Annotated in this window: 17 protein-coding genes; 9 read left to right on the plus strand and 8 right to left on the minus strand. The window is 73.2% G+C overall.

Annotated features, from left to right (window positions below):
• Nucleotides 1-19: 19 nt before the first annotated feature.
• A complete protein-coding gene (locus ABZ956_RS18740; RefSeq protein ID WP_361894362.1) occupies nt 20-682 on the plus strand; it encodes a haloacid dehalogenase-like hydrolase in 663 nt (220 codons plus the stop codon).
• Here ABZ956_RS18740 and ABZ956_RS18745 read toward each other — a convergent pair.
• The gene (locus ABZ956_RS18745; RefSeq protein WP_361894365.1) at nt 652-897 is read right to left on the minus strand and encodes a hypothetical protein; all 246 of its coding nucleotides are present in this window, start codon (nt 895-897) and stop codon (nt 652-654) included. The genes ABZ956_RS18740 and ABZ956_RS18745 overlap by 31 nt on opposite strands.
• A 235-nt stretch (nt 898-1,132) precedes the next feature.
• Here ABZ956_RS18745 and ABZ956_RS18750 point away from each other — a divergent pair, with 235 nt between their 5' ends.
• Entirely contained in the window at nt 1,133-1,516 is a 384-nt protein-coding gene (locus ABZ956_RS18750; RefSeq protein WP_190064580.1) for a cold-shock protein, read from the plus strand.
• A 23-nt stretch (nt 1,517-1,539) separates the two neighbouring features.
• Here ABZ956_RS18750 and ABZ956_RS18755 read toward each other — a convergent pair whose 3' ends face one another.
• The 4 genes from ABZ956_RS18755 to ABZ956_RS18770 are packed head-to-tail and all read right to left on the minus strand — an operon-like array spanning nt 1,540 to nt 5,032.
• Nucleotides 1,540-2,400, minus strand: a complete 861-nt coding sequence (locus tag ABZ956_RS18755; RefSeq protein ID WP_361894368.1) for a 1,4-dihydroxy-6-naphthoate synthase — start codon at nt 2,398-2,400, stop codon at nt 1,540-1,542.
• A complete protein-coding gene (locus ABZ956_RS18760; RefSeq protein WP_361894371.1) occupies nt 2,397-3,122 on the minus strand; it encodes a futalosine hydrolase in 726 nt (241 codons plus the stop codon). The genes ABZ956_RS18755 and ABZ956_RS18760 overlap by 4 nt, the downstream gene beginning before the upstream one ends.
• Nucleotides 3,123-3,152: 30 nt before the next feature.
• Entirely contained in the window at nt 3,153-3,632 is a 480-nt protein-coding gene (locus ABZ956_RS18765) for a DUF2771 domain-containing protein (RefSeq protein WP_361894374.1), read from the minus strand.
• Nucleotides 3,633-3,658: 26 nt separating this feature from the next.
• Entirely contained in the window at nt 3,659-5,032 is a 1,374-nt protein-coding gene (locus ABZ956_RS18770) for an MFS transporter (RefSeq protein WP_361894377.1), read from the minus strand.
• A gap of 327 nt (nt 5,033-5,359) precedes the next feature.
• On the opposite strand from ABZ956_RS18770, the gene ABZ956_RS18775 reads away from it, so the two are divergent.
• The gene (locus ABZ956_RS18775) at nt 5,360-6,259 is read left to right on the plus strand and encodes a DUF3027 domain-containing protein (protein WP_361894380.1); all 900 of its coding nucleotides are present in this window, start codon (nt 5,360-5,362) and stop codon (nt 6,257-6,259) included.
• Nucleotides 6,260-6,575: 316 nt separating this feature from the next.
• Nucleotides 6,576-9,842: a molecular chaperone Hsp90 gene (locus ABZ956_RS18780; RefSeq protein WP_361894383.1), complete on the plus strand. Its 3,267-nt coding sequence runs from the start codon at nt 6,576-6,578 to the stop codon at nt 9,840-9,842.
• Nucleotides 9,843-9,917: 75 nt separating this feature from the next.
• Here the strand turns inward: ABZ956_RS18780 and ABZ956_RS18785 are convergent, their stop codons facing one another.
• A complete protein-coding gene (locus ABZ956_RS18785) occupies nt 9,918-12,272 on the minus strand; it encodes an HAD-IC family P-type ATPase (protein ID WP_361894386.1) in 2,355 nt (784 codons plus the stop codon).
• A gap of 72 nt (nt 12,273-12,344) precedes the next feature.
• Nucleotides 12,345-12,620 (minus strand): DUF2530 domain-containing protein, encoded by a 276-nt coding sequence (locus ABZ956_RS18790; protein WP_361894389.1) that lies wholly within the window; start codon nt 12,618-12,620, stop codon nt 12,345-12,347.
• Between the two features lie 217 nt (nt 12,621-12,837).
• Between ABZ956_RS18790 and ABZ956_RS18795 the strand changes: the two genes are divergently transcribed.
• The 4 genes from ABZ956_RS18795 (at nt 12,838) to thpR (ending at nt 17,105) form a co-directional block, all read left to right on the plus strand.
• Nucleotides 12,838-14,313: an NCS2 family permease gene (locus tag ABZ956_RS18795; protein WP_361894392.1), complete on the plus strand. Its 1,476-nt coding sequence runs from the start codon at nt 12,838-12,840 to the stop codon at nt 14,311-14,313.
• 119 nt (nt 14,314-14,432) lie between these two features.
• Nucleotides 14,433-14,879 carry a MarR family transcriptional regulator gene (locus ABZ956_RS18800; protein WP_071965477.1) on the plus strand — a complete coding sequence of 149 codons (447 nt, stop codon included), beginning with the start codon at nt 14,433-14,435 and terminating at the stop codon, nt 14,877-14,879.
• Between the two features lie 132 nt (nt 14,880-15,011).
• Nucleotides 15,012-16,403: an MFS transporter gene (locus ABZ956_RS18805; protein ID WP_361894395.1), complete on the plus strand. Its 1,392-nt coding sequence runs from the start codon at nt 15,012-15,014 to the stop codon at nt 16,401-16,403.
• 120 nt (nt 16,404-16,523) lie between these two features.
• Nucleotides 16,524-17,105: an RNA 2',3'-cyclic phosphodiesterase gene (thpR, locus tag ABZ956_RS18810; protein ID WP_361894397.1), complete on the plus strand. Its 582-nt coding sequence runs from the start codon at nt 16,524-16,526 to the stop codon at nt 17,103-17,105.
• 14 nt (nt 17,106-17,119) lie between these two features.
• On the opposite strand, the gene ABZ956_RS18815 is transcribed toward thpR, so the two are convergent.
• Entirely contained in the window at nt 17,120-17,305 is a 186-nt protein-coding gene (locus ABZ956_RS18815; protein WP_361894400.1) for a hypothetical protein, read from the minus strand.
• Between ABZ956_RS18815 and ABZ956_RS18820 the strand changes: the two genes are divergently transcribed.
• The gene (locus ABZ956_RS18820; protein WP_361894403.1) at nt 17,295-17,969 is read left to right on the plus strand and encodes a hypothetical protein; all 675 of its coding nucleotides are present in this window, start codon (nt 17,295-17,297) and stop codon (nt 17,967-17,969) included. The genes ABZ956_RS18815 and ABZ956_RS18820 overlap by 11 nt on opposite strands.
• The last annotated feature ends 29 nt before the right edge of the window (nt 17,970-17,998 follow it).

Here is a 17,998-nt window from a genome sequence, read left to right on the forward strand (position 1 = left end):
CAGCGGCACAATGTGGGGCATGACCTCAGCCCCGCGCACGGACCACCGGCTCACGGTCGGCTTCGACCTCGACCTGACGCTGGTGGACTCCCGACCCGGCATCAGGGCCGCCTACGAGACGCTGGCCGCCGCCACGGGCACGTACATCGACATCGACCTCGTCGTCAGCCGGCTCGGCCCGCCGCTGACCCACGAGCTGCGCAACTGGTTCCCGGCGGAGCAGGTCGACAAGGCGGCCGAGATCTACCTGGCCGCCTACCCCTCCCACGCGATCGCCCCCTCGCCCGCCATGCCGGGCGCCCGCGAGGCCGTGGCCGCCGTCCGCGAGCTGGGCGGCCGGGCCATCGTCGTCACCGCCAAGTTCCCGCGCAACGCCCGCCTCCACCTCGACCACCTGGGCATCGAGGCCGACGAGCTCATCGGCGGCCTGTGGGCCGAGGGCAAGGCCGTGGCCCTGCGCGAGCACGACGCCGCCGTCTACGTCGGCGACCACGTGGGGGACGTACGCGGAGCGCGCACCGCGGGCGCGCTGTCCGTGGCCGTGCCCACCGGGCCCTGCGCCGCGGAGGAACTGCGCGCGGCCGGGGCGGACGTGGTCCTGCCCGGCGGCCTCACCGACTTCCCCGCCTGGCTGCGTGGCTTCTACGGCGACTACACAGCTGAGCTCGCCTCGCGGGCCTGACGGCGCTGCTCGGCGATCGACCGCAGCACCCCGGCCGCGGCGACGACGAAGCCGACGCCCATCAGCATGCAGACGAAGTACGCCGCGGGCGGCAGCGGATCCGCGCCGAGGAACAGCGGGGCCACCGTGGCCAGCGTGGCCACAGCGCCGACCAGAAAGACAATGGCTCCGGTCCGTACCAGCAGATCCCCGGCTCGGGGCGTTTCGCTACTCACCTGACCAGGGTAGATCCCTGTGCGGCGGTATGGCTGCCGGATGACCACGAACAGATCGGACGCGCAGAGGTACGACCCGAGGACGTCTTGTCACCGGGCCCGGGACCATTAGCCTTGGGGGTAGCGGGTCTTGCGGCCCGCTGTAGTGCTATCCAGAGCTGTTTTTTCTGTTGTCGATTGATTGCAGATTTTTCGGTTTTTCGGTATCCGACGAGACACGAGGACGAGGACAGACGTGCCTACCGGCAAGGTCAAGTGGTTCAACAGCGAGAAGGGCTTCGGCTTTCTCTCCCGCGACGACGGCGGAGACGTCTTCGTGCACTCCTCGGTGCTCCCGGACGGGGTCGATGCCCTCAAGCCCGGCCAGCGCGTGGAGTTCGGCGTGGTGGCAGGCCAGCGTGGTGACCAGGCGTTGACGGTGACGCTGCTCGACCCCACCCCGTCGGTCGCGGCCGCACAGCGCCGCAAGCCCGACGAACTGGCCTCCATCGTCCAGGACCTCACCACACTCCTGGAGAACGTCACCCAGCAGCTCGAGCGCGGCCGCTACCCCGACAAGGCGCACGGCTCCAAGATCGCGGGCATGCTGCGCGCGGTGGCCGACCAGCTGGACGTCTAGACGGCGGCGGGCGTGACGGGCCGCTAGACGAAAGCGAGCGCGTCCGGGCCGAGGGGCGGTACGAGCCCCTCGGCCGCGGCGCGCGTCAGCAGCCCGCGCACCGCGGCGTAGCCGGCCTCGCCCAGGCCGGCCGTGAATTCGTTGACGTACAGCCCGATGTGCTGGTCCGCGACCGCCGGGTCCATCTCCTGCGCGTGCTCCAGCACGTACGGGCGCGAGGCCGCCGGATCGTCCCACGCCATCCGCACCGACGTGCGCGCCGCCTCGGCCAGCTCCCGCAGCAGCGGGGCGCCCAGCGACCGCTTGGCGATGATCGCGCCCAGCGGGATGGCCAGCCCCGTGGTGTCCTCCCAGTGCTCGCCCATGTCGGCGAGGCAGCTCAGGCCGTAGTCGTGGTAGGTGAACCGCGCCTCGTGGATCACCAGGCCGGCGTCCACCTTGCCGTCGCGCACCGCCGGCATGATCTCGTGGAACGGCAGCACGACGACCTCGCCCACGCCGCCCGGCACCTCGGTCGCCGCCCACAGCCGGAACAGCAGGTACGCCGTCGAGCGCTCGCTGGGAACCGCCACCGTCCTGCCCGCCAGGTCCGCCGGCCGCCGCGCCTGCTTGGTCAGCACCAGCGGGCCGCAGCCCCGGCCCAGCGCCCCGCCACAGGGCAGCAGCGCGTACTCCTCGAGCACCCACGGCAGGACCGCGTACGAAACCTTCAACACGTCGAAAGCGCAGGACTCGCCGCGCTCGGCCATCGCGTTGGTGACGTCGATGTCCGCGAACGTGACGTCCAGCCGGGGCGCCCCGGGGACGCGGCCGTGCGCCCAGGCGTCGAAGACGAACGTGTCGTTCGGACAGGGCGAATAGGCGATCTTGATCGGCTTGCTCACGCGGACACCTCGGATTCGTCGGTCAGTGCTGTGGCGAGCTTGCGGAAGGCACCCGAGAGCGCGGCCAGCGCCTCGCCGATGCGCCAGGCGTCCTTGTCGCGCGGACCGATCGCGTTGGAGACCGCGCGCAGCTCCAGCGCGGCCACGCCGTGCGCCCGCGCCGCCTCGGCGACCCCGAAGCCCTCCATGCCCTCGGCCACCGCCCGCGGGTGACGCTCCACGAGCTCGGCGGCCCGCCCGGCGGTGCCGGTCGCCGTCGAGACGGTCAGCACCTCGCCGCGCAGCGCGCCCGTCGCCTCGACGACCCGCCGCACCAGCGCCTCGGGCACCTCGTGCGTGACCGTGCCGAAGCCCAGCTCCGCCACGGACAGAAAACCCCCGGCACCGGACTGCGCGCCCAGGTCCGCGGCGACGATCGCGTCGGAGACGACCACGGAACCCACCGGCACGCCCGGCGCGAAGCCGCCCGCGATGCCCGTCGAGACCACCAGGTCGTACCGCTCGCCCGCCAGCGCCGCGGCCGTCAGCGCCGTCGCCGTCCCGGCCGCCGCCGCTGCCGGACCGACACCGGCCGCCAGCACGTCGAACACCGGGCCGCCGGGACCGCCCGGGACGGCCCGGCGCAGCACCGCGCCGGGCAGGGCGATCTCCGTCGTGTCCGGCCAGGCGGCCGTCACGACATCGCGTTCCGCCGTGACGGCGGCGACGATCAGGACGCGCATCGGCGACATCGGCGAAGGGGCCACGGTGCGTCAGGAATCGCGCTCGAGGGTGAAGTTCCAGATGCCCAGGGCCTTGCCCGAGGACGCCTCGACGATGCTGATCTGGGTCTTCTTCACGGCCGCGCCCTGGCCGGCGGAGAAGAAGGCGCTGGCCGGGATCGTGCGGTACGTCTTGGTGTTCGGCTCCTGCTCGGCCGGCTGGCCGTTGATGAAGAGCGTCCAGCCCTCATCCGCGATCTTCGGGTCGACGCCGAAGCGGACCTTGTCCTCCATCGACGCCTTGACGGTCTTGCCGGAGCCCTCCTTCAGGCACGCCAGGACCTTCTCGTTGGCGAGGGCCTCGCCGTCGTTGTAGCAGGCGGCCTCGGAGGTCACCGTGGTCGAACCGACGGTCACGGTCGCCAGGGGCGTCGGCTTGTCGCAGGCGGAGAGGGCGACGAGCCCGAAGGTCACGGCACCGACGGCGGCAGCGGCGCGGCGGCGCTTGCCCCGGAAAATCGCAGCGGTCATGCGGGCAGGCTATCGGGCCCCCCGGCTCAGGCCACGCGCGGGTGCGGCGAGCCGCGCCGGGCGGCCGTCAGCAGGCCCCGTACGGCTGTGACCGCGCCCAGCGCCAGGAAGCCGGCGGCCACCGACATGCCCACCACGCCCTGCAGCGGCAGCAGGATGCCGATGGCCCCACCGACCACCCAGCACATCTGCAACAGCGTCTCCGAACGGGCGAACGCCGACGTCCGCACCTCCTCCGGCACGTCCCGCTGGATCAGGGAGTCCAGCGACTGCTTGCCGAGCGCCTGCGAGATCCCCGCCACCGCCGCCACCACGACCACGAAGAGGGCGTTGTAGAGCACCGCCGTGACGATCGTGGTCCCCAGCGTCACCGTCAGCACCAGCGCGATCATCTTCTCCGGCCCGCGCGAGCGCAGCAGCGCCCCGATCGCCGTGCCCAGGGCGTTGCCGGTGCCCGCCGCCACCGCCACCACGCCCAGCGAGAACGCCGGGCTCAGGCCGCCCAGCGGATGCACCCGCAGCAGGAAGGCCAGGAAGAAGGTGAGGAACCCCGACAGCATGCGCAGCGCGCAGTTCGCCTGCAGGCCGTGCAGCACCGAGGCGCCCACCGTGCGCAGCCCCGGCGCCTTCCGGCGCCGCTGCTTCGTCAGGTGGTGCCGGGACTCGGGCGAGGTCAGCCGGGCCCGGGCCTCGCCCTTCGCCGAGTCGACCTTGTGCGGCAGCGACAGCGACAGATACGTGCCGAACGCGAAGACCGCGCAGGCGCCGTACAGCGGCCAGGCCGGGCCCAGCTGGTGCAGCCCCGCGCCCAGCGGGGCCGCCACGCCCGTGGCCAGCAGCCCGCCCAGCGTCACCCGGGAATTCGCCTTCACCAGCGCGATCCGGGGCGGCAGCAGCCGGGGCACCACCGCCGACCGCACCACGCCGTACGCCTTCGACGCCACCAGCACCCCGAGCGCCGCCGGATACAGCTCCAGCCCGCCCGTCGCCACCGCACCCGACATCGTCAGCGCCAGCAGCGCCCGCGTCAGCATCGCGCTCGCCATCGCCGCCCGGCGGCCGTGCGGGATCCGGTCCAGCAGCGGGCCGATCACCGGCGCCAGCAGGGTGAAGGGCGCCATCGTCACCGCCAGGTACAGGGCCACCCGGCCGCGTGCCTGGTCCGTGGGGACCGAGAAGAACACCGTCGACGCCAGCGCGATGGTGATCATCATGTCGCCGGCGGAATTCACCGCGTGCAGCTCGATCAGCCGGCCCAGCCCGGACTCGCCGGCGCCGTGCGCGTTGGTGGCCTTCCGGACGCCCCGGGCGGCCCCGCTGAAGGGGGCGCGCAGCAGACGGCCGGCGCCCCGGGCCGTACGGCGGAGCGGACCGCCTTCGGCTGACCGGATGGCTCCCACCACGCCATACTGCCCCAACTGGCACCGCGCATGGCACTTTCGGCGCACGAGCGGGGCGCGCACACCAGGTTGCCGGGGGCACGCCGTGGCCCGGGTATCCCCCGGGCGGTCGCGCGGGGTAGCGTGCGTAGCGCGCCACCGGCCGCCACTCTTGGCCGCACCCCGAGTCCCCATCCCGCAGAATGGGTGATGACAGGTGCGCCCGAGGCCGTTCGGGCGCGGACGTCGACGCGGTCCAACGGTCCGCTCCGTCCGCCGCCCCGACCGTTCGGCTGGCGCACTCGTGAGACGGCGTGGAAGAGAGAATCGATTCTTGTGAGTGCTGCGATGCGAAGCCGTACCCCGGACCGCCTGTGCGCCGAGGCGGTCGAACTCGCCCGTGCGGCGGCCGAGGAGGCCGCGCTGCCCGGGAAGGTCGGTGACCACGTCGAGGTCGTCGCCGACGGGGACCGCGTCGTCACGCACTACTTCGCCTGCGAGGACCCCGCCTACCGCGGCTGGCGCTGGGCCGTGACCGTGGCGCGGGCCTCCCGCGCCAAGAACGTCACCCTCGACGAGACCGTCCTGCTGCCCGGTGCGGACGCGCTCATGGCCCCCGAATGGGTGCCGTGGAGCGAGCGGCTGCGCCCCGGCGACATGGGCCCCGGCGACCTGCTGCCCACCGAGGCCGACGACCTGCGCCTGGAGCAGGGCTGGACCGGCGAGGACGTCCCGCCGCCGAACTCCGCCATCTCGGAGGAGATGGCCCAGCTCGCGGAGGCGGAGGATGCCGACGTCGCGGCCGGGCCGCCGTCCGCGCAGCCGGTCGCGCCCGTGCGGGGTTCGATCTCCGCCCTGGCGGAGGAGCTGGGCATGCGCCGGGCGCGGGTGCTCTCGCGCTACGGCCTGCACACGGCGGCCGACCGCTGGGACGAGACGCACGGCTCCAAGACGCCGATGGCACAGGCGGCGCCGGCGTCCTGCGTCACCTGTGGCTTCCTGGTGCCGATCGGGGGCTCTCTCGGGCAGGCGTTCGGCATCTGCGCGAACGAGTTCGGGCCGGCGGACGGGCACGTCGTCTCGCTCTCGTACGGGTGCGGGGGGCACTCGGAGGCGGCGGTGATGCCGAAGGCGCCGCGGCCGGCGCCGCCCGTGGTGGACGAGACGCTGGTGGATCCGATGCCGTTGCGTGCCTCCGACGAGGCGGCGGCCGGGGCCGAGTCCGAGGACGATCTCGGGCACGCCTGACGCCGTGGGTGGTGCGGGCGCCGGGGGCTCCGGAGGGTATTCCGGAATCGGATATTTACGGGCCCGTGGCCGTCCCTCGCTTTCGTACCCCCGCATTGGGCCCACAAATATCCGGCAGCATTCCGGAACACCCTCCTCCGCCCCCGTCACCCTCCCGTCACCGATTCCTCCGCCCCCGCCTCGTCCCCCATGTGCCGTAGCGGGGCGGGGCCTGAGGGAGCTCCCATGGCACTGCCGGGTCGCGGGGCGTAAATAATGCAGCCCCAGAAGGGCCCGTCCCATCCCGGCCCCGACCCACCCACAGGGAGACCACGACGTGAGCGGCACGGAAACGGATCCTTTCGGCACCACACGGCTGCGCCGCGGCGTGCTGGACGCGTGGGCGGCCTCACCCGCACGGTTCCGGGAGGACGCCAACGCCGAGGAGGACCTCGCCCTCGGCGGCTACCGCGACCGCCTCGTCGTCGAGCTCGCCCAGAACGCCTCCGACGCCGCGGCCCGCGCCGGGGTCCCCGGGCGGCTCCGGCTGACGCTGCACGCCGCCAACGCCGGCGCCCCCGCCACCCTCGCCGCCGCCAACACCGGCGCCCCCCTCGATGCCGCGGGCGTCGAGTCGCTCTCCACGCTGCGGGCCTCCGCCAAGCGGGACGGCGAGCAGGACACCGCCGGCCGCTTCGGCGTCGGCTTCGCCGCCGTCCTCGCCGTCAGCGACGAACCCGCCGTCCTCGGCCGCACCGGCGGCGTGCGCTGGTCCCTCACCGAGGCCCGCGCCCTCGCGGAGGAGGCGGCGCTTGGCGCGGCCGGGCTCGCCGAGGAGATCCGCCGCCGCGAAGGCCACGTCCCCCTGCTGCGGCTCCCGCTGCCCGCCGAGGGCGCCGCCCCCGACGGGTACGACACCGTCGTCGTGCTGCCCCTGCGGGACGGTGCCGCCGAGGACCTGACCGGGCGTCTGCTCGCCGGCATCGACGACGCGCTGCTGCTGACGCTGCCCGGGCTCACCGAGGTCGTCGTCGAGATGCCGGACGGTGCCGAGCGGGTCCTGACTCGTCGCCAGGATGGTCCTTATGTTGTGATCGAGGACTCGGCCCGGACGCCGGTACCGGCTATCCGCTGGCGCGTCGAGCGTCGTGGTGGGGTGCTGGAGGCTCGCTTGCTTGCCGACCGGCCCGTCGAGGAGCGGCTGCGGCCCCACTGGTCGGTCACCTGGGCGGTGCCCGTGGGCGCCGACGGCGCGCCTGTACGGCCCGCTACCGCGCCCGTCGTGCACGCCCCGACGCCCACCGACGAGCCGCTGGGCCTGCCGGCGCTGCTCATCGCCAGCTTCCCGCTGGAGCCGACCCGCCGGCACACCGCCCCCGGCCCCCTCACCGACTTCCTCACCGCCCGCGCCGCCGAGTCCTACGCCGCACTGCTGGGGGACTGGCACCCGGTCGGCACCGGAACGCTCGACCTCGTGCCCGCCCCGCTGGCCCGGGGTGCCCTGGACGCGGAGCTGCGCCGCCAGGTGCTGGAGCGGCTGCCGCGCGTGGCGTTCCTGCCGAGCGCGGCCGGCACCGCCGGTGAGCCGGAGCCCACGCCGCCGGGCGGGGGTGTGGAGGGGATTCCGTGGACCCAGGGCCCGGACGCCTCCACGCAGACGCCCGGGCCGGCCGCCGCCGCGGACACCGGTGGTGCCCCCGCGTGGGACGACCCCTTCGCACGGAGCGGCCCGGCCGGCGAGGCCCTGGCGCTGCGGCCCGTGGAGGCCGAGGTCGTCGAGGGCGCGGGCGCCGACACCGTCGCCGTGCTGGCCGAGCTGTTCACGGGCCTGCTGCCCGCCGGCCTGGAGCGCCGCCAGGAGCTGCGCGCGCTGGGCGTGGCACGGGTGCCGCTCGGTGAGGCCATCGACCGCCTCGCCGGCGCCGAGCGGCCCGCGGACTGGTGGTGGCGGCTCTACGACAGCCTGGCCGGCGTCGACCCCGACCGGCTGACGGGCCTGCCCGTGCCGCTGGCGGACGGCCGTACGGTCATCGGGCCCCGCCAGGTGCTGCTCCCGCCCGCCGACACCACCGGTTCGGAGCGGCTGTCGCGGCTGGGCCTGAAGGTCGCCCACCCCGATGCCGCGCACCCGCTGCTGGAGAAGCTGGGCGCGACGCCCAGCTCGCCCCGGGCGGTTCTGACGACCCCGCAGGTGCGGGCGGCGGTGGCGAACTCTCTTGATGCCGAGGAGACGTGGGACGAGGAAGGGCTCGACAGCGACACGCTCGTCGAGGTGATCCTCACCCTGGTCCGCGACGCCGAGCTCGCCCCCGGCGACGAGCCCTGGCTGGCCGCCCTGGCCCTCCCGGACGAGGACGGCGAACTCGCACCGGCCGGTGAACTCGTCTTCCCCGGCAGCGCGTTCGAGCGCGTCATCCGGCCCGGTGAGCTCGCCGCCTGTGACCCCGAGCTGGCCGGCCGCTGGGGCGAACAGCCGCTGACGGCGGTGGGCGTGCTCGCGGACTTCGCGCTCGTACGCGCCACGGACGTGGTCCTCGACCCGGACGAACTCGAGCCGCGCGACGGCGACTTCGCCGAGCCCGACGACGTCGGCCTGCTGGACGCGGTCGACGTCTGGTGCGAGGACGTCCTGGACCGGCTGCCCGACACCCCCGTCCCGCCGGTCGCCACCGAGATCGTGGCGGTACGGGACCTGGACCTGGTCGACGACGACGCCTGGCCCGAGGCCCTCGCGCTGCTGTCCCGCCCGCCCCTGCGCGACGCGCTGACGGCACCGGTGCGCGTGCTGCTGCCGGACGGCACGACCGAGTCCGTACGCCCGTACACCGCCTGGTGGCTGCGGGGACACCCCGTCCTGGACGGCCGCCGCCCCGCCGGACTGCGGGCGCGCGGCGGCGATCCGCTGCTGGCCGGCCTGTACGAGGCGGCGGACGCGGCCGGTCTCGCGGACGAGCAGGTGCTGCGGGCCCTGGGCGTACGCACCTCCGTGGCCGCCCTGCTGGAGGAGCCCGGCGGCGCGGCCGAGCTCCTGGCCCGGCTGGCCGACCCGGAGCTGGAGGTGGGCGCCGCCCAGCTGCACGGGCTGTACGGGGCGCTGTCCGCCCTCGACCCGGACGAGGTGACGCTGCCGGAGGAGCTGCGCGCCGTCGTCGACGGCGAGGTGCGGGTCGTGGACGCGGCGGACGCGGTCGTCGCGGACGCCCCGGACCTGCTGCCCCTGGCGGCGGGCTGCGCCTTGCTGCCCGTACGCCCCGACCGGGCCGACGAGCTGGCGGACCTGTTGCAGGTGCGGCGGCTGAGCGGAGTGGTCACCTCCTCCGTCCTCGCCGACGAGGGCGAGGTCCGGCAGGTGCCGGAGGGCGTGCGCGCCCTGTTGCCGGGCGCGCCCGGGACCTACGTCGAGCACGAGGAGCTGGTGGCCGACGGCATCGAGCTGGACTGGCGCTACGGCCCCGACGGCGTCCTGCACGCCGCCACCCTGGAGGGCGTCGCCGCGGGCCTGGCCTGGGCGGCCGGCGCCTGGTCGCGTCGCTTCGAGGCGGCGGCCCTGCTGGAGGACCCGACCAGGACGGAGGAGCTGGCCCGGGCCCGTTGGTTCGATTAGACGGGGCCAAGAACCAGCCCGTCCGGCGTTTGAGGACCGGGGGTCCGGGGGCGGAGCCCCCGGCACCACCGGCCGTCACGGTGGAAAGCGTCGGCTCACCCAGCGCCAACTGGATTCCAAGGCGACAGCCGCTACGGCTGCGATGGCCACCGCCGCCCACGGCATGGTCGTACCGACGAGCTTCAGCGCGAAGAAGCGCTGGAGCCACGGCGTCACCAGGACGATCAGGAAGCCCGCCCCCATGGCCGCCACCAGCGCCACCCGCCACCATGTGTAGGGCCGCGCGATGATCGCGAGCACCCACATGGTGATCAGGAACAGCGTCAGCGTGGCCACGCTGGTCTCGGCGTCCAGGGCGCCCGCCCCGGAGTAGTGGTGGCGGGACAGCAGGTACGTGGCGAAGGTCGCCCCGCCCGCGATCAGCCCGGACGGCACGGCGTAGCGCATCACGCGGCGCACGAAGTGGGGGCGGGCGCGTTCCTTGTTGGGCGCGAGGGCGAGGAAGAAGGCCGGCACGCCGATGGTCAGCGTCGACAGCAGGGTCAGGTGGCGTGGCAGGAACGGATACGGCACCCGTGTGCAGACGACGAGGACGGCGAGCAGCACGGAGTAGACGGTCTTGGTCAGGAACAGCGTCGCCACGCGCGTGATGTTGCCGATGACGCGCCGCCCCTCGGCGACGACGGACGGCAGGGTGGCGAAGCTGTTGTTCAGCAGGACGATCTGGGCGACGGCCCGGGTGGCCTCGGAGCCGGAGCCCATGGAGACGCCGATGTCGGCGTCCTTGAGGGCCAGGACGTCGTTGACGCCGTCGCCGGTCATGGCGACGGTGTGCCCGCGCGACTGGAGGGCGCCGACCATGTCGCGCTTCTGCTGCGGGGTGACGCGCCCGAAGACCGCGCCCTCGTCCAGGGCCTCGGCCATCGCGTCCCGCTCGGCGGGCAGCCGGCGGGCGTCCACGGGGGCGCCGGCCCCGGGGAGGGCGAGCTTGGCGGCGACGGCGCCGACGGAGACGGCGTTGTCGCCGGAGATGACCTTCGCGGAAACGTTTTGCTCGGCGAAGTAGCGCAGCGTGTCGGCGGCGTCGGAGCGCAGCCGCTGTTCGAGGACGACGAGCGCGGTGGGGCGTACGCCCTCGGCGACGCGGGGATCGGCCAGCTCGCGGTCGGCGCGGGCGAGGAGCAGCACGCGCAGCCCCTGGGCGTTGAGGTCCTCGATCTCGGTGAGCGTGGCGTGGCCGGAGGGCAGCAGGACGTCGGGGGCGCCCAGCAGCCAGTTGCCGCTCTCGGCGCCGGGGCCGTCGAGGGTGGCGCCGCTGTATTTGCGGGCGGAGGAGAAGGGCAGGGACTCGGTGCAGCGCCAGCCGGTGCCGTCGGGGTAGGCGTCGATGATGGCCTGGAGGCTGGCGTTGGGGCGCGGGTCGGACTCGCCGAGCGCGCCGAGCACCTGGCGTACGTACCGCTCGTCGGCGGGGGCCTCGGGCAGGACGCGTAGTTCGCTGACGTCCATGCCGCCCTCGGTGAGGGTGCCGGTCTTGTCGAGGCAGACGACGTCGACGCGGGCCAGGCCCTCGATGGCGGGCAGCTCCTGCACCAGGCACTGCTTGCGGCCGAGCCGGATGACGCCGATGGCGAAGGCGACGGAGGTGAGCAGCACCAGGCCCTCGGGGACCATGGGCACGATCCCGGCGACCATCCGCCGGACCGCCTCGCGCCAGTCGTTCTCCTCGACGACGAGCTGGCTGACGATCAGACCGATCGCGGTCGGGATCATCATCCAGGTGACGTACTTGAGGATCTGGCTGATGCCGGTGCGCAGCTCGGAGTGGACGAGCGTGAAGCGGGACGCCTCCTCGGCGAGCTGGGCCGCGTAGGCCTCGCGGCCGACCTTGGTGGCGGTGAAGGCGCCGCCTCCGGCGACCACGAAGGAGCCGGACATGACCTGGTCGCCGGGCCGCTTGAGCACGGGGTCGGCCTCGCCGGTGAGCAGCGATTCGTCGATCTCGAGGCCGTCGCTCTCCAGGACTTCGCCGTCGACGACGCACTTGTCGCCGGGGCCCAGTTCGATGACGTCGCCGAGGACGATCTCGCCCGTGGCGACGGGGGTGGGGGTGCCGTCGCGGCGGACGGTCGGCCTGGTCTCGCCGATGAGGGCGAGGGAGTCGAGGGTCTTCTTCGCGCGCAGTTCCTGGACGATGCCGATCGCGGTGTTGGCGATGATCACGAAGCCGAAGAGGCCGTCCTGGATCGGGCCGACGACGAGGATGATCAGGAAGAGGACGCCGATGATGGCGTTGAACCGGGTGAAGACGTTCGCCCGGACGATGTCCGCCGTGGAGCGGGAGGAGCGGACCGGGACGTCGTTGACCTCACCGCGAGCCACGCGCTCGGCGACCTCGCGGGCGCTGAGCCCGGGGTGCGGATCGCTCATGGTCCGACGGTAGCCGGTGGGTGGGCCCGGGGCTGGCGGTGCCGGGCAAACGGGCGCCGGGTCGGCCGGGCGTCAGGAGCGGGTCATGTCGTCCGCGCGGCCTTCGGCCGCGTGGCGGCGGATGGCCGCTTCGCGCCGGCGGACGTACCAGACGCCGATGAGGCCGAGGCCGCCGCCGGCCAGGCAGGTCCACAGCCACCACAGGAGGCCGTGGTCGGAGTACCAGCCGTAGAACGGCAGCTGGCCGAGGAAGAGGACGAACCACAGGATCGTGCCGCCGGTGATCGTGGCGACGACAGGGCCCTCCAGGGGCTCGGGTGCCTCGTGGGTGGGTGTCCACTTCGTCATGGCGCCAGCCTAGTGCGTCTTCGTTCATGAAGGGGCGGCGGAGCCCTTGTCCCGCAGGGGTCTACGCGCGGAGATAGCAATTCGGCGTTTGTTTATTCATACTGAATCGAACCGGATTTGACTGAACGCTTTTGTTTGATCACCCAAAGAGCGCTCAGTTCTTGATCCTTTTTGTTTGTCTCCCGGCCACCCCAGGCCCGTACGACTGAGGTCCCCCATGCCCACCTCGGCCACCTCCACGGTCGACGACGCCCAGCAGTCGTCGCCCGTGCCGCCCGCCGGAAAGAACGCCCTCGACCGCTACTTCCGGATATCCGAGCGGGGCTCGTCCGTCGCCCGTGAGCTGCGGGGCGGACTGGCGACCTTCTTCGCGATGGCCTACATCATCGTGCTGAACCCGATCATCCTCGGGGCAGGCCAGGACAAGTTCGGCCACCAGCTGGACAACGCCCAGCTGGTCACGGCCACCGCTCTGATGGCCGGCCTCACCACCGTCCTCATGGGCGCCATCGGCAACGTCCCCATCGCCTGTGCCGCCGGCCTCGGCATCAACGCCGTCGTCTCGCTCCAGCTCGCGCCCAAGATGAGCTGGCCCGACGCGATGGGCATGGTGGTGCTCGCCGGCCTGGTGCTGATGGTCCTGGTCGCCTCCGGCCTGCGCCAGCGCGTCATGGACGCCATCCCGGGCGGCCTGCGGCGGGCCATCGCGATCGGCATCGGCCTGTTCATCTCGCTGATCGGCCTGGTCGACTCCGGCTTCGTCACCCGCAACCCCGACGCCGCCCACACCACCGTCCCGCTGGGCCTCGGACAGGGCGGGCAGCTGCAGGGCTGGCCGGTGCTGATCTTCGTGGGCGGCCTCGCCCTGACCTTCGTCCTGCTCGTCCGCAAGGCGCGCGGCGCGATCCTCATCGGCATCGTCGCGATGACCGTCGCCGCGATCGTCATCAACGCGCTCGCCGACATCCCCGACGCGAGCTGGGGCCTGAGCGTCCCGAAGATGCCCGACAGCGTCGTGGGCGCCCCCGACTTCGGCCTGATCGGCGACGTCAGCCTCTTCGGCGGGTTCCAGGAGGTCGGCCTGCTCACGGGCTGCCTGTTCGTCTTCACCGTGCTGCTGTCCGGCTTCTTCGACGCGATGGGCACGATCATCGGCGTCGGCGAGGAGGCCGGGCTGACGGACAAGAACGGCCAGCTGCCGAACATGGGCCGCATCCTGATGATCGACGGCGTCGCCGTCGCGGCGGGCGGCGCCGGCTCGGCGTCCGCCAACACCTGCTTCGTGGAGTCCACGGCGGGCGTCGGCGAGGGCGCCCGTACGGGCCTGGCCAACCTGATGACCGGCGGGCTCTTCCTGCTCGCCCTCGTCTTCACCCCGCTGGCCACCGTCGTGCCCGCCCAGGCCGCCACCCCCGCGCTGGTCGTCGTGGGCTTCCTGATCATGGCCTCGAACGTCAAGGAGATCGACTGGAGCGACTTCACGATCGCGATCCCGGCGTTCCTGACGATCATCGCGATGCCGTTCACGTACTCGATCACCAACGGCATCGGCGTCGGCGTCCTGGCCTTCATCCTGCTGCGCGTCGCGGACAAGCGGGCCCGGGAGATCCCCTGGCTGCTGAACGTGGTGGGGCTGTGCTTCCTCGTGTACTTCATGCTCGACCCGATCGAGCAGCTGCTGGGCGTGAAGTAGGCACGAAGCAGGAAACCACCGCGAGGGCGGCCGGGCGTGATGCCCGGCCGCCCTCGTGTGCTTCCGTCCGCCCCACTGCCCACTTTTATTAGTTCAGGTAATGAGTTAATCTAATGAACATGCCGGATCAGTCCCGCACCTCCCATCCCGACGACGACGCCGCGGTGAACGCCCTGCGCTCCGCCGTCATGCGTCTGTCGCGCAGGCTCAAGCACCAGCGGGTCGACGAGTCGCTCAGCCCCGCCGAGATGTCGGTGCTCGGCACGCTCGCGCGCTGCGGCGAGGCCACCCCGGGCGAGCTCGCCCGCAAGGAGCACGTCCAGCCTCCGTCGATGACCCGCATCGTCGCGCTGCTGGAGGCGAAGGACCTGGTCAGGCTGGAGCCGCACCCCGAGGACCGCCGCCAGAAGGTGGTCCGGCAGACCGAGCGGGCCGAGGCGATGCTCGAGGAGAGCCGCCGCAAGCGCAACGTCTGGCTCGCCGAACTGGCCGGGCAGCTCGACGAGGACGAGTGGGCGACGCTGCGCGCCGCCGCGCCCGTCCTCGAAAAACTCGCGCATCTGTAGGCCATCCGCAGGCGCGGCGCTTCCGACACGGCCGTACGCGGCGGGTGGGTGAGCGACGGCCGCAAGCGGCGCATGTGAACACCCCCGCCGGCACCCCGGCGGGGACCCGCACCAGAAGGAGGCGAACGCACCTTGAGTACGGGACACGGAGCAGACTCCGCACCCGCACCGAACCGCCACGACGACGACACCCGCACCACCTCCCTGCCGCGCGCGCAGCGCACCACCAAGGGGGGCACCTTCAGCTCGCTCCGGGTCCGCAACTACCGGCTCTTCGCCACCGGACAGGTGGTCTCCAACACCGGCACCTGGATGCAGCGCATCGCCCAGGACTGGCTGGTCCTCGGCCTCACCGGCTCCTCGGCCGCCGTGGGCATCACCACGGCACTGCAGTTCCTGCCCATGCTGCTGCTCGGCCTCTACGGCGGCGTCATCGCCGACCGCTGCCCCAAGCGGCCGCTGCTGCTGATCACCCAGGGCGCCATGGCCGTCACCGGCCTCGCGCTCGGCGTGCTCACCCTCACCGGACACGTCCAGGTCTGGCACGTCTACCTGACCGCGCTCGCGCTCGGCCTCGTCACCGTCGTCGACAATCCCGCCCGGCAGGCGTTCGTGGTGGAGATGGTCGGCCCGGACGACCTGCGCAACGCCGTCAGCCTCAACTCCGCCAACTTTCAGACCGCCCGCCTCGTCGGCCCCGCCGTCGCCGGTGCGCTGATCACCGCGGTCGGCAGCGGCTGGGCGTTCCTGCTCAACGGGCTGTCCTTCCTCGCGCCCATCGCCGCGCTGTCGCTGATGCGCGCCGCCGAGCTGCACAAGGTCGACCGCGCCCCGCGCGGCAAGGGCCAGCTGCGGGAGGGTCTGCGCCATGTGGCCGGCCGTCCCGAGCTGATCTGGCCGATCGTGCTGGTCGGCTTCATCGGCACCTTCGGGTTCAACTTCCCCATCTGGCTCACGGCCTTCGTGGGTGACGTCTTCCACGGCGGCGCCAGCACGTACGGCCTGCTCAACACCCTGATGGCGGCCGGTTCGCTGGTGGGCGCGCTGCTCGCGGCGCGCCGGGGCACCTCGCGGATGCGGATGCTGGTCGGGGCGGCCGCCGCCTTCGGGGTGCTGGAGATCGCCGCGGCGCTGGCCCCGTCCTTCTGGGTCTTCGCGGCGCTGCTGGTGCCCATCGGCATGTGCGGCCTGACGATCAACGTCACCGCCAACTCGGGCCTGCAACTGGCCTCGGACCCCGCCCTGCGGGGACGGGTGATGAGCCTGTTCATGATGGTCTTCATGGGCGGCACGCCGCTGGGCGCGCCGCTGGTCGGCTGGGTCACCGACGTGTACGGGCCCCGGCTCGGCTTCCTCGCCGGCGGCGTCGTCTCGTTGCTCGCCGCGACCGGGATCGGTCTCGCGCTGGCCCGCGCGGGCGGGCTGCGGCTGAAGATCGACCTGCGGCGCGGGCGCCGGCATGTGGCGTTCGTCCCGCGCGAACCGGCGGCCGCCCGGGCCGAGCTCAGCCCGTCCGGCGTGTGAGGACACTGCCGGCCCGTCCGGCGTGTGAGGACACTGCCGGCCCGTCCGGCGTGTGAGGACACCGCGCGCGGCGCGGGAGGGACCAGGGCGAGCTCCCCCGGTCGGGGGGAGACTGGCCCCATGCGACTGTTCGCCGCGGTGGTCCCTCCTGCGCCCGCGATCGACGAATTGGCGGCCGAGGTGGCGCGATTGCGCTCAGCCCTCCCGGAGCGGCACGGCCGGCTGCGCTGGACCGAGCCCGCCATGTGGCACTTCACGCTCGCCTTCCTCGGCGAGGTCGACGAGGCCCTGCTCCCGGAGCTGGGCGAGCGCCTCGCCCGCGCCGCCCACCGGCACCCCGAGCACCAGCTGCGGTTCGCCGGGGGTGGCCGGTTCGGCGACCGGATCCTGTGGGTCGGCGCGACCGGCGCGCTGGAGACCCTGGGCGGCCTGGCCCGCTCCGCCGCCGCCGGCGCCCGGCGGGCCGGGGTGCGCATGGACGACGCCAAGCCCTTCCGCCCGCACCTCACCCTCGCCCGGGCCGTCGGACACGTGAACCTGCGCCCGTACGCCGAGGAACTGGCGGAGTTCCGGGGCCGCCGCTGGCAGGTCGAGCGCCTGGAGCTCGTCCGCAGCCGGCTGCCCGCGTCCGGGATCGCCGGAGAGCGCCCCCGCTACGAGACGGTGGCCGCCTGGCCCCTGGGCACCCGGCGGGCCGGCTGAGCGGGCGGTTACGCTCAAGGGGTGGACCCGAAGACCAGGAACCGGATCATGTCCGGTGCGCTCGTTGTCATGCTCGTCGTCGTCGCCGTGGTGGCCGCGGTGAAGTGACGACGGTGCCGCGCACCCGTACGGGTGACGTGGCGGAGGGTGACCGGCGGCGTGTGGTTCCTGCTGTTGCAATAGGCGGCCATGACGCTCATAGCCGCGGAGTGGTACGAGTCCGGCAGCTTCTACACCTTCGTCGTCGGTTCCCTGCTGACCGTGGCGGTCGGGGTCCTGGCGGCATGGGCCGCCCTCCGGGCCGCGAACCCCAGGTGCCGGCTCTTCTACGCGATGACCACCGACCAGCGCCTGCTGAACGATGCCGAGGCGGTCCGCAACAGACTGGTCGTGAGCTACGAGGGAGAGGACCTCCACGACCCCCACCTCGTCCAGCTGCAACTCGTCAGCGACGGCAGCCGGGACATCCTGGACCAGCAGTTCGCGGACGCGGAGCCGTTCGTGCTGGACGTCTCGGCGACCGTCGTCGCCGTCCTCGACGTCGAGAGCCGGCCCGCCGCACTGCGCCGACCCCGCCTGGACGTCGACGGCACCACGCTGCGGATGCGCCCCGGCCACCTGTCGCGGAAGCAGGAGATCTCGGTCTCCCTCCTCGTCAACGGTGAGCCGAAGCTCGAGGTCGAGCACTCGCTGGTCAACGTCGATGTGCGGCAGGGCACGCCACGCGGGACCGGTGTCCGGTCCGGGCTGGCGGAGGTCGCCTGGTGCGTCGGCGCGGTGGTCGCCTTCGTGGGCTTTCTCATCCTGCTGAGGGGCGCGGGCATCGTGCTCGACAAGCTGTTCACGTGGCTCGGCTTTCTCTGACCCCCTGGCCGCGCGGGTCCCCTTGCCTC

The sequence above is a fragment of the Streptomyces sp. NPDC046261 genome, from assembly GCF_040646235.1.
In the GTDB taxonomy this organism is placed as follows: domain Bacteria; phylum Actinomycetota; class Actinomycetes; order Streptomycetales; family Streptomycetaceae; genus Streptomyces.